Annotated in this window: 14 protein-coding genes; 6 read left to right on the plus strand and 8 right to left on the minus strand. The window is 70.2% G+C overall.

Annotated elements, in window-relative coordinates; translation table 11 throughout:
• Window positions 1–54: 54 nt before the first annotated feature.
• Window positions 55–1,059, plus strand: coding sequence for an NAD-dependent epimerase/dehydratase family protein (locus AIIKEEIJ_RS25155; RefSeq protein ID WP_161996813.1), 1,005 nt, complete (start codon window positions 55–57; stop codon window positions 1,057–1,059).
• Window positions 1,060–1,066: 7 nt separating this feature from the next.
• Here AIIKEEIJ_RS25155 and AIIKEEIJ_RS25160 read toward each other — a convergent pair whose 3' ends face one another.
• The 5 genes from AIIKEEIJ_RS25160 to AIIKEEIJ_RS25180 all read right to left on the minus strand — a co-directional run bounded on the left by AIIKEEIJ_RS25160 (window position 1,067) and on the right by AIIKEEIJ_RS25180 (window position 6,169).
• Window positions 1,067–2,896: a TIM barrel protein gene (locus AIIKEEIJ_RS25160; RefSeq protein ID WP_161996814.1), complete on the minus strand. Its 1,830-nt coding sequence runs from the start codon at window positions 2,894–2,896 to the stop codon at window positions 1,067–1,069.
• A gap of 153 nt (window positions 2,897–3,049) precedes the next feature.
• On the minus strand, window positions 3,050–3,508 hold the full coding sequence (gene aroQ, locus AIIKEEIJ_RS25165; protein WP_006941726.1) for a type II 3-dehydroquinate dehydratase: 459 nt from the start codon (window positions 3,506–3,508) through the stop codon (window positions 3,050–3,052).
• Window positions 3,509–3,563: 55 nt separating this feature from the next.
• Entirely contained in the window at window positions 3,564–4,559 is a 996-nt protein-coding gene (locus AIIKEEIJ_RS25170) for a LacI family DNA-binding transcriptional regulator (protein ID WP_050036087.1), read from the minus strand.
• 133 nt (window positions 4,560–4,692) lie between these two features.
• Complete coding sequence (locus tag AIIKEEIJ_RS25175; RefSeq protein ID WP_231386039.1) at window positions 4,693–5,634, minus strand: aldo/keto reductase; 942 nt, start codon at window positions 5,632–5,634, stop codon at window positions 4,693–4,695.
• 112 nt (window positions 5,635–5,746) lie between these two features.
• Window positions 5,747–6,169 carry a MerR family transcriptional regulator gene (locus tag AIIKEEIJ_RS25180; RefSeq protein WP_161996815.1) on the minus strand — a complete coding sequence of 141 codons (423 nt, stop codon included), beginning with the start codon at window positions 6,167–6,169 and terminating at the stop codon, window positions 5,747–5,749.
• A 145-nt stretch (window positions 6,170–6,314) separates the two neighbouring features.
• Between AIIKEEIJ_RS25180 and AIIKEEIJ_RS25185 the strand changes: the two genes are divergently transcribed.
• The 4 genes from AIIKEEIJ_RS25185 (at window position 6,315) to AIIKEEIJ_RS25200 (ending at window position 7,693) form a co-directional block, all read left to right on the plus strand.
• Window positions 6,315–6,455: a hypothetical protein gene (locus AIIKEEIJ_RS25185; protein WP_006941722.1), complete on the plus strand. Its 141-nt coding sequence runs from the start codon at window positions 6,315–6,317 to the stop codon at window positions 6,453–6,455.
• 96 nt (window positions 6,456–6,551) lie between these two features.
• Window positions 6,552–6,734, plus strand: coding sequence for a hypothetical protein (locus AIIKEEIJ_RS25190; protein WP_006941721.1), 183 nt, complete (start codon window positions 6,552–6,554; stop codon window positions 6,732–6,734).
• A 95-nt stretch (window positions 6,735–6,829) separates the two neighbouring features.
• On the plus strand, window positions 6,830–7,366 hold the full coding sequence (locus tag AIIKEEIJ_RS25195) for a DinB family protein (RefSeq protein WP_161996816.1): 537 nt from the start codon (window positions 6,830–6,832) through the stop codon (window positions 7,364–7,366).
• Between the two features lie 138 nt (window positions 7,367–7,504).
• Window positions 7,505–7,693, plus strand: a complete 189-nt coding sequence (locus AIIKEEIJ_RS25200) for a hypothetical protein (protein ID WP_003938775.1) — start codon at window positions 7,505–7,507, stop codon at window positions 7,691–7,693.
• A 65-nt stretch (window positions 7,694–7,758) separates the two neighbouring features.
• Here AIIKEEIJ_RS25200 and AIIKEEIJ_RS25205 read toward each other — a convergent pair whose 3' ends face one another.
• From AIIKEEIJ_RS25205 to AIIKEEIJ_RS25215, 3 genes are read right to left on the minus strand one after another with little or no spacing between them, the layout of a single operon-like run.
• A complete protein-coding gene (locus tag AIIKEEIJ_RS25205) occupies window positions 7,759–9,375 on the minus strand; it encodes a sodium:solute symporter family transporter (protein ID WP_161996817.1) in 1,617 nt (538 codons plus the stop codon).
• Entirely contained in the window at window positions 9,372–9,713 is a 342-nt protein-coding gene (locus tag AIIKEEIJ_RS25210) for a DUF485 domain-containing protein (RefSeq protein WP_006941716.1), read from the minus strand. Before AIIKEEIJ_RS25210 ends, AIIKEEIJ_RS25205 begins: the two co-directional genes overlap by 4 nt.
• Window positions 9,710–10,204: a nuclear transport factor 2 family protein gene (locus AIIKEEIJ_RS25215; protein WP_006941715.1), complete on the minus strand. Its 495-nt coding sequence runs from the start codon at window positions 10,202–10,204 to the stop codon at window positions 9,710–9,712. Before AIIKEEIJ_RS25215 ends, AIIKEEIJ_RS25210 begins: the two co-directional genes overlap by 4 nt.
• Window positions 10,205–10,327: 123 nt before the next feature.
• Here AIIKEEIJ_RS25215 and AIIKEEIJ_RS25220 point away from each other — a divergent pair, with 123 nt between their 5' ends.
• Window positions 10,328–10,930, plus strand: a complete 603-nt coding sequence (locus tag AIIKEEIJ_RS25220; RefSeq protein WP_029546592.1) for a TetR/AcrR family transcriptional regulator — start codon at window positions 10,328–10,330, stop codon at window positions 10,928–10,930.
• Window positions 10,931–10,947 lie beyond the last annotated feature (17 nt).

The following is a 10,947-nucleotide window of genomic DNA, read 5'->3' on the forward strand; positions in this document are numbered from 1 at the left end:
GCCCGGGAACGCGGTATGAATCGCACGGACGGCGTCACGAGCGAAGGGGATCCCATGGGAACGACGGTTGCGGTCACCGGCCCCACCGGCGAGATCGGCAGGGCCGCGGTCGCAGCCCTCGAACAGGACCCGCGCATCGACCGGATCCTCGGCATGGCGCGAGGCCCGTTCGATCCTGCCCGGCAGGGCTGGACCAAGACCGAGTACCGGCAGGGCGACATCCTCGACCGCGGCGCCGTCGACGCCCTGGTCGCGGAGGCCGACGTCGTCGTGCACCTGGCCTTCGTCATCATGGGCTCGCGCGCCGAGAGTCACCGGATCAACATCGCCGGGACCCGCAACGTCTTCGAGGCGACGGTTGCCGCCGCCCGGCCGCGGCGTCTCGTGTACACCTCGTCCGTCGCCGCGTACGGATACCACCCCGACAATCCGACCCCGCTCTCCGAGGACGTGCCCACGCGTGGCTCGCACGAGCACTACTACTCCGAACAGAAGGCCCAACTCGAGCGGGTGCTCGACGAGGTCACCCGCGGATCGGACCTCGAGGTGTTCGTGCTGCGGCCCTGCATCGTCGCGGGGCCGCACGCGACCGCCCTGGCCGATGCCATGCCGTGGCGGCAGGTCACCGGGCATCTGCCCGGGGCCGTGCGGAAGGCCGCCGGCGCCCTGCCCCTGCCGCGCCCGGTGTTCCCGGACCCCGGTCATCCGCTCCAGCTCGTGCACCACGACGACGTCGCGAGTGCCGTCGTCGCCGCCGTGACGTCCGAGGGGCCGCCCGGCGCGTACAACATCGCCGGCGACGGGGTGGTGTCGCTGTCGGACGTCGCGGCCGCGCTCGGCGCCCGGCCGATCCGGGTCCCGGCGTCGGTCGCGACGGCCGCGTCGGCCGTGGTGGCGCGGCTGCCGTTCCTGCCCTCCATGGTCGAGTGGATCCACACGGGCCGCACGTCCGTCGTGATGGACACGACGAGGGCCCGGACGCAGCTCGGCTGGCAGCCGCACTACACGAGCGCCCAGACCCTCGCGGCGCTGGCGAGCGCGGTGGGTGGCGCCCGGTAGCAGTGGGTCAGCGTCGTGCGGCCGCGTGCGCGGCCATGCGGATCGGGGCGTTGACCGTGCCGTGACCCCGGTAGCCGCCGCGCCGCTGCACCAGTTCGAAGAACACCCGGGCACTGACGACCTTGGTGAACACCTGGAACAGCTCGCCGCCGTCCTCGTCCCGATCGTAGAGCACGTTGTATTCCCGAAGGGCGGCAAGCATTTCCGGATCCGGAGCCAGGCGCGCATCCAGATCGTCGTAGTAGTTGCGGGGGATCTCGAGCACCGGTGCTCCCGAATCATGCAGGGCGCGAGCGGCTTCCACCGCATCGTCGACACCGAACGCGATGTGCTGGGGGTGCCGCACGCCCGGTGCCCATTCGCCGCGACGGAGCACGGGTGCGACCAGGCCGACCTCGAAACCGTCCGTGGCGAGGACGCGGCTGCGCACCAAGCCGAACGGTCCCGCGTATTCGGCGGCCTCGGCGTCGGTCAGGCCCAGCACCGACCGGTAGAACAGCGTGGCTTCGTCGAATCGGTCGTAGGCCTGGGTCAGCGCGACGTACTCGGTGCACCGCACGCCCACCGCCGTCGTCGGCGTCGTGCCGGTGGGGCGGAAGTCGTTGCGCCAGTCCGCCGGGCCGTCGCTCCGCGACGACAGGAACAGGGCGGTGCCGTCCGGGGAGACCACTGCGGACAACGGTGCCTCACCCGGGCCGACGACCCGCGCCAGCTGCGGTGCCAGCAGCTCGTGGGCGTGCCGGGAGACGGCGCCGACGTCCGCGACCTCGATCCCCAGAGCGGTGACGGCCGCGCCCTCGGCCGCGCTGTGGGCCGGGTTCGAGGTGTTCACCAGCACCCGCGCGTCCCCCTGCTCCCACAGCTCCACCGGCTTGCTGTGATGCTGCCCCGAGTGGGTGAAGCCGAGCGAGGCGAGGGCCGCACGGACCGGCTCCGCAGCGGTGGGCGGAGTTCCGATCTCCGTGAACGCGTGCCCGCGCACCTGTACCGGGTTGGGGTCACCGTCGAGCCGCAGTTCCAGATCGAGCAGCGAGCGCATCGCGTCGATCGCCGTCGGCACCGGCGCCGACTGGCGGAACACATCGTTGAACACCTCCAGCGAGAGCGGCCCGGTGTAACCCGCCGCGAGGACGTGCCCGACGAGTCCGACGAGATCGAACTCGCCCTCGCCCGGGAACACCCGGTAGTGGCGGCTCCACTGCAGGACGTTCATGTCCATCTCCGGTGCGTCGGAGAGTTGCAGGAAGAAGATCTTCTCGCCCGGGATGTCCGCGATGCCGGCGACGTCCTTGGTGCGGGAGAAGATGTGGAAGCTGTCGAGGCACAGCCCGAGGGCCGGATGATCGGCCCGGCGCACGATCTCCCACGAGCGCTGCCAGGTGTTCACGTGGCGGCCCCACGCCAGCGCCTCGAAGGCGATCCGCATGCCCCGCTGCGCTGCCGCATCCGCCAGTTCCCGCAGCTGCGCGGCCGCGAGATCGACATCGTCGACGGTGTGCGGCGACACCGACGAGCACACCAGCACGAGGTCGGTGCCGAGCTGTTCCATCACGTCGAACTTGTGCCGCGCGCGGCGCATGTTGCGGGCGTGGATCTCGGCCGGGACGGCCTCGAAGTCGCGGAAGGGCTGATACAGCGGGATGCTCAGCCCGAGTTCGGCGCAGCGCTCGCGCACGGCCGCGGGGGTGAGCGGGGAGCCGATCAGGTCGGGTTCGAACAGTTCGATGCCGTCGAACCCGGCGTGGGCGGCGGCGACGAGCTTGTCCTCGAGGGTGCCGGACAGGCACACGGTGGCGATTGCCTTGGCGCGCTTGGTCCCAGGACGGGGGTGGGTCATGGTCGGGCTCCTCCACGGTGCCGCCTGTGCGGGCGGACTCGGAATCGGGGACCGGTGCGCGAGGGCGGGTTTGCCCCGCACACCGGTATCGGCAGGGGTGGCTCGCCGCGGGTCGCGCGCGAGGGGACCGGTCTCGGGGTGTGGGGGCGCCGGTTACGCCTGCGCCGTGCGCTGGGCCACGAGCGCGCGCAGCGCCCACTCGTAGCCGGCGACGCCGAGACCCACGATGATCCCGGACGCGACCGGGGAGATGTAGGAGTGGTGGCGGAACCCCTCGCGGGCATGGACGTTGGAGATGTGCAACTCGATGAGCGGTACGTGGGCGCCCTTGATCGCATCGTGCAGGGCCACCGAGGTGTGCGTGTAGGCGCCCGCGTTGAACACCACCCCGAGGGACTCTCCGCGGGCGACCGCGGCGCCGGCGTCGTGGAGGGCGTCGATGAGGACGCCCTCGTGGTTGGACTGCCGGAAGTCGATGTCGACGCCCAGTTCCTTGCCGACGTTGCGGCACAGGGTCTCCACGTCCTCGAGGGTCTGCGCACCGTACACGCCGGGCTCGCGGGTGCCGAGCAGGTTGAGGTTGGGGCCGTTGAGGACGAGCACCGAGGTCATGGACGAATCTCCTTTGCTTTCTTCGTGTTCCGGGGGCATCTCCCGGCCGGGTCTGTCAGCCGACGGGCAGGCCGGCGGTCACGGTGCTCGAGCGCACGACGAGGTGGGTGCCGAGTTCCACGGGCGCAGCGCGGGGTGTGGTCTTTCCGTCGAGGACGTCGCACAGCAGGTCGATCGCAGTCACGCCGGCCTCGTCGAACGCGAGATGCACGGTGGTCAGCGGCGGCGAGGTCATCTCGCAGAGCCACGAGTCGTCGAACCCGACGACGGAGTAGTCGCGGCCCGCCCGCAGTCCGTGCTCGGCGAAGCCTTGCATGAGGCCGACGGCGGCCTGGTCGTTGTACGCGACGACGGCCGTCGTCCCGGTGCCGACCAGTTCCTCGGCCGCCTTCCGGCCCGCGACGACGAAGTCGGGCTCGAGGGGGCCGAGCACCGTGCCGGTGATGCCCCGGCCGGCGCAGGCCTCCACGAAGGCGGCGCGGCGGCGGCGCTGGGCGAGCCAGTACTCGGGGCCGCCGAGGTAGGTGACGGCAGTGTGCCCGGCGTCGGCGAGATGCTCGACGGCCTCGACCATGCCGTCGTCGGAGGACAGCAGCACGGCGGGCAGATCGCCGGCAGTGTGGTTGACGAGCACGACGGGCGTGACCCGTGCGAGATCCTCGAGGTCGGTGTCGGACATGCGCGGGGCGATCAGAACCAGCCCGTCGACCTGCCGGGCGATCGCCCGGACGAGGTCCAGCTCGTCGGCGGACCGTCCCTCGCCCGCCGCGACGAAGAGGGAGTAGCCGCGCGCGCGGGCCCGGTCCTGTGCCGACTCGACGGCGGGGCCGAACACGGGGTTGCGGATGTCCGGGACGAGGAAGCCCAGGTTGTGGGTGCGGCCGAGGGCGAGCGAGCGGGCGGTGGGGTTGGGGGTGAAGGACAGTGCCTCCGCGGCGGTGAACACCTTCGCGCGCGTGTCGGGACTGACGGCCTCTGGGCGGGAGAACACGCGTGAGACCGTGGCGGTCGAGACGCCGGCGCGCGCTGCGACCTCGCGAAGCGTCGCCATGGGTTCTCCTCGGGTGTGGGGTCCACCCACTGTGCAAGCGGTTACATCGCTTTGTCAAGCTGCATGTAACCGCTTGCGCGGAGGAGCGGCCCGGGTGTCGCCCGCCGACCGTTCCCAGCGGGCGACGCGTCGCTCACCCGTCGATGCTGGACATGTCCCCGTAGCGCTCCCCCACGACCGCCTCCCGGGGCACCGCCGACTCGATCGCGCCCAGCTCGTCCGCGGTGAGCGACACGGCCGCGGCCGCGACGTTCTCCTCGAGGAAACGCACCCGCTTCGTCCCCGGGATGGGGACCACGTCGTCGCCCTGGGCGAGGACCCACGCCAGTGCCAGCTGGCCCGGGGTGCAGTTCTTGGACCGGGCCAGGCGGCGGACGGCGGTCACGAGCGCCAGGTTCGCCTCCAGCGCCGCACCCTGGAATCGCGGGAAATACGCGGTGCGGCGAGAATCCGAGCTCTCGAGATCGGACGGCGCCGTGATCGCGCCCGTCAGGATGCCGCGCCCGAGCGGCGAGTACGGCACGAGCCCGATGCCGAGGTCACGCAGGGCCGGCAGGATCTCGTCCTCGATGTCGCGGGTGAACAGCGAGTACTCGGTCTGCAGCGCGGTGATCGGGTGGACGGCGTGGGCCCGGCGGATCGTCTCCGCGGACGCCTCCGACAGACCCAGATGGCGGACCTTCCCCGCCTGCACCAGTTCGGCCATCGCGCCGACGGTGTCCTCGATCGGCACGGTCTTGTCCACGCGGTGCTGGTAGTAGAGATCGATGTGGTCGACGCCGAGGCGGCGGAGCGACGCGTCGCAGGCCGTGTGGACGTATTCGGGCCGGCCGTTGATGCCGAGGCGGGTGCCGTCCTCGGCACGCTCGTTGCCGAACTTGGTCGCGAGGACGACGCGGTCGCGGCGATCCGCGACGGCGCGGCCGACGAGGTTCTCGTTGGTGAACGGCCCGTACATGTCGGCGGTGTCGAGCAACGTCACGCCGAGCTCGAGGGCCCGGCGGATGGTGGCGACGGCCTCGGCCTCGTCCCCGGTGCCGTAGAACTCGGACATGCCCATGCACCCGAGTCCCATCGCCGAGACCGTCAGCGGCGACGCGGTGCCGAGCGTGCGGGTGCCGAGTGGGGGCCGGGAGGTGTTGTTCGTGGTCATGGCGTCGAGTCAAGACCTTCGAGCGCGCTCGAAGTCAAGCGCGAGCGCTCTCGCACGGTCCGTCGTCGCGGCCGCTCGTCCGGGAGAGGTAGATGTCGATCTTGCCGTCGATCGCGGCGAGGTGCTCGGTCACCTCGTCGAGCTGGGTGAGCACCCGCGTCCGGTGCGCGCGGAGCAGCGCGAGGCGGTCCTGTTCGTTGCCGCCGCCGGCCCGGCAGAGGGCCGCGTACTCGCGGATCTCGCGGATCGGCATGCCCGTCGCCCGCAGCCGGGTCAGCAGCACCACCCAGGAGAGGTCGTCCTCGGTATAGAGCCGGTGGCCGGAGGAGGAGCGGCCGATTTCACGCAGCATGAGGCCGTCGCGCTCGTAATAGCGGAGGGTGTGGGTGGTCAGACCGGTGCGCTCGGCGGCCTCGGCGATGGTCGCAACGGTCGTCGCGGAAGGGGCGGTCGTCATGGCTTCATGATCCGCCTCGGGGGTGGTCCTGCGCTCCGAAGGCGATCCGGGGTGGCCGCATCGGCACCACAGGGTGCCTGTCGAGGACCCGGATGGCGGCCGACGATGGGCGAACCCCGTTTCTCACCACCCTCAGGAGGCTGCCATGAAGACCCGGATCCGCACCACCGTCGCGGTCGTCGCGACCTTGTTCACCGTCGTCCTCGGCACCGCAGGCGCCGCGAACGCCGCCACCGCGAGCGCGTCCGTCAAATGCGGCCACGTGACCATCCACTGCCCGGGCTGAGCACGGGCGGCGTCGGGGACGTCGCCGTTCCCGACGCCGCCCACCGTGGGCGCGGTGCGCGGCCTCCGCGATGACGAACAGATGGATGATGAACAGATGATCGAGACACCCGTGATCGTGGGCATCGTGTCCATCTGCGTCGGATTCGTGCTCTTCGTGCTCGCCGCGAGCGGAACGCGGGGCGGATGGAACAGGAAGCTGACGATCACGCTGTTCGTCCTGTCGGTCCTGTTCCTGACGCTCGTGCCGGTGACCGGTGCGGTCTTCTTCGCCACCTGATTTCCGGTCACCTATCGAGGACCGAAACTGTCCGCATTCGTCCCTACCGTCGTAGTCGTAGCCGCAGAATCGACATCACGAAGGGCGGAAGCGACATGACCGAGCGGACCCTCTCCGGAGAACGGGCCGACATCCTCGACATGCTGGCCGAGCAGCGGAAGATGTTTCTGATCACCCTCCGCAACCTCGACGACGAGCAGGCCCGCACCCGCAGCACCGTCAGCGACCTGACCCTGGGTGGGCTGCTCAAGCACGTCTCGACCACCGAGCAGCACTGGATCGACACGATCCGCACACTCGACGACACCGCCGAGTTCGACATGGAGTCCGCGATGGAGCAGTACTACATGCGCGACGACGAGACCGTCGCCGGCCTGCTCGACCGGTACGAGGCGATCGCGGAGCAGACGGAGGCCTTCGTCGCCGGCCTCGCGGACCTCGACCTGCAGGTGCCGCTGCCCACCGCGCCGTGGGCGCCGGAGCGACAGTGGTGGAGCGCCCGAAAGGTGCTGCTGCACATCATCCGGGAGACCGCCCACCACAGCGGTCATGCCGACATCATCCGCGAATCCCTCGACGGGGCGAACACCACCATGCAGCAGGGAACCGACGCCGGCATGACCTTCGACTAGACGTCCGCGCGCGGCGGTGCTTCCCGCGCGCGTCCGTACGAGCGCGGGAAGCACTTTCGGTCGCGGGACGGCAGCCCGATCCGCGACACGCGCACGAATGTCGTTGGCCGTGCGCTCGACACGGAGCAGTATCGGGCCATGTCGGCACTCTGGGACGAAGACGGCCGCGTCGCCTGGGAACTGCACGCGTCCGGGTGGGACTGGGAACAGATCGGTCGCGAACTCGCGTGCCCCGAACACATCGCACGCGAGATGTGCGAGAGACACGGCGCGGTGCTCGCCGAACAGGCGCAGCAGGACCATCCGACGCTGTTCGACCTGCCCTGACGACGGCGACGCGACGGGCACCCCGCTCGGACCTGGCCGAGTGCGGGTGCCCGCCTGCGTCGTCGTCAGTGGGCGGTCGCGACCTCGGCCCCGAGCCCGGTTTCCGCGCGCACCAGCATCTCGGCGAACTTCTCGTCCTCGTGCGCGGAGCGTCCGCGTCGCTTCTCGGCCACGAGTGAGCCGACGACGCACGCGGCAAGGCCGAGCGGCATGGTGACGATCACCGGAAGCTGGATCGTCAGGGGTGCCGGGCCGCTGCCGAGCCACAGCGCCTCGGTGAGCATGAGACTGACGATGGTCGAGACCAGGCCGGTGAGGATTCCCCACACGGCACCGGTGCTGTTGAAGCGCCGCCAGTTCAGGCTGAGCACCAGCGACGGCAGGTGGGCGCTGCCGGCCACCATGAACGCCATTCCCATGAAGTAGGTGATGTTCGTGTCGTCGCCGATCAGCATGGTCAGCCCGATCGCGACGGCGCTGAACGCCACCGCACCGAACCGGGCGACACGGGCCTGGGCGTTCTCCTCGCGCGTGCGCGCCGTGACGTCGAGTTCGTCCACCGGCGGCTTGCGGGTCAGCGCCGGCCAGATGTCGCGGGCGAAGGTGCCCGCGGCGGAGATCACCACGCCGGCGACAACGGCGACGATGCTCGCGAACGCGACCGCCGCGACCATCGCGAGGGCGATCGAGCCGCCGATCGTGCCCACGCCCCCGCCGAGTTCGGTGACGAGCACGGGCGCCGCGAGATTGCCGCCGGCGCCGACCCGATCGGCGCCGCCGTCCCCCAGCAGGGCTGCGGCGCCGAAGCCCATCACGATGACGATCAGGTAGAACATGCTGCACAGCGCGACGGTCCAGCCCAGCGAGCGTCGGGCGGTGCTCGCCTCGGGGACGGTGAAGAAGCGGATCAGGATGTGCGCCATGCCCGCCGTGCCGAGCGCGAACGCCAGCGAGTACGAGACGAGGTTCAGCGCGCTGGTCTGCCCGAAGATCAGGCCCGGGGACAGGACGGCCTCGCCCGCAACCGCGTGCTCGGTCGCGGTGTCGAGGACCTTCGGGAAGCTGAACCCGAACTGCGCGAGGATGCCCAGCCCGACCACGATCGCGAGGACCGACAGGATCGTGGACTTGATGACCTGCACCCACGTGGTGGCGAGCATGCCGCCGACGAAGACGTAGATGCCCATGAGGGTGCCGGCGACGATGACGGACAGCCAGAACGGGATACCGGAGACCGACTCGAGCAGCACCCCGGCCGCGACGAGTTGCGCGAGCAACACGAAGGTGCCGGTGGCGATGGTGCTCAACGCCACGACGACCCGCACGCTGCGTGCCTCGGTGCGGAACACGAGTACGTCGGCGAGGGTGTACTTGCCCACGTTGCGCATCTTCTCGGCGAGCAGGAACAGCACGGGCAGGAACGAGATCACCGAGGTGCAGAGGATGACGGCGCCGTCGACGCCCTTGTAGAAGATCAGGCCGGTGGTTCCGAGAAAGCTTCCGGCCGAGATGAATTCACCGGCGATCGCGAAGCCGTTCTGCCAGCTCGAGATCGAGCGGCCGGCGGCGAAGAATCCGTCGGCGCTGCGGGCCCGCCGGGACACGGCGAACGTGACCCACAGGGTCAGCGAGATCACCGCCGCGCAGATCGCGATCGCGAGGTAGTCGGCGTCGCCGGTCATGCCGCACGCTCCTGGTTCTCGAGGACGGCCGCGACGGCGGCGTCGGCGGCGGGCTGGATGTAGATGCGGGTGAGCCGGAAGTAGGCGTAGACGAGGACCCACGTCCCGGCGAACTGGGAGAACACGACCCACAGCGAGAGGGGAACTCCGAGGAGCTCGGTGTCACCGAGGAATTCGGGGAAGTAGGCGAAGCCGACGAGGAAGGACGCGAAGAGCGTGATCGCGAGGGCGCCGAGGGAGTTGGTGACGGTGCGCCGGCGGCGGCGCAGTTCGACGACCTCGGGCAGGGAGAGCATCGCGCTCCAGGTCGGTTGCGTTCCGGTCTGCAACTCGGTCACGGCCGCACCGCCGCCCGGCGTGCCGTCTCCAGTGCGAAGAGGTTCTCGTCCCAGCCCTGCTCGAGCGGACCGAAGAAGTGGAAGCGGACCTGCTTGACCCGGTAGCGCCAACGACCGTCGACCTTGACCACCTCGTCGGTGTAGCGGCCGGCGGCGATGGCGGGGGCGCCGTCGGTCACGCAGGGCTGCCACAGGAAGGACCGCACGGTGGCGCGGTCGCCGTCGAGGTCGATCTCCATGTTCGTGATGAAGTGCCAGAACGTGGTCAGCCCTCCGGCGGCGAGGCCCGCGAAGAACTCGCGCATCTCGGCCTTGCCGCGGGGATGGGACAGGCCGTCGAACTCGCCGTCGTCGGTGAACAGGTCCATCAGGGCGTCCCAGTCGCCGTCGTCGAGGTGACGGCAGTAGCGGGCGTCGAGCGAACGGATCGCCTCGAGGTCCTCGAGGCGGGTGATGCGCTCGGTGAGCGTGATGTCGGGGATGGTGGTCACAGGTGCGCCCTCCGAAGAAGTGGTTAACGCATGTTCATGTGAGGTGGACCATAGACGTGCGGCAACCGCACCGTCAAGACCGGCTTCTTGCTGGTCCCGACCTGGGCCTCTACCCTCCATCTCATGAACACTCGATCGGGCACGACCCTGATGGGCGTCCGGGACCGGATCCTCGACGCGGCGCTCGACGAGTTCTTCGCGGCCGGTTTCCACGGCGCGACGATGCGCACCATCGCCAATCGTGCTGGTTGCAGCGCTGCGAATGTCTACAACCACTTCGAGAACAAGTCGGAGTTGCTCGTCGAGATCCTCCGGGCGGCCAGCGACGAGCAATTCACCGCCACGCGCAACGCGCTGCGCAAGGCGGGTACGGATCCCGCCGAGCGCTGGCGGGCCGCCGTGGTGGCGCACGCGCTGTTCACCGCCCGTAATCCGCGTGAGTGCCTGGTGGCGAACACCGAGCTCCGGTATCTCGGCGAGGTGGATCGCAAGCGGGTGGTCGGTTCGCGGGACGCGCAGGAGCAGCTGTTCGTCGAGATCGCCGAACAGGGTTCCCGGATAGGGATTTTCGATGTTCCGCACGTGCACCAGGCCGTGACCGCGGTCCTCACGATGTGCGCCGGTATCCCGCTGTGGTTCCGCCCGGACGGGCCGCTCGGCGCGGCCGAGGTGGCCGACGACTACGGCCGGTACGCGCTCAACCTGCTCGGATACCGCCCCGCCTGAACTCCGGCGTTGACGCC

The organism is Rhodococcus sp. YH1, assembly GCF_009939605.1.
Lineage (GTDB): Bacteria > Actinomycetota > Actinomycetes > Mycobacteriales > Mycobacteriaceae > Rhodococcus > Rhodococcus aetherivorans.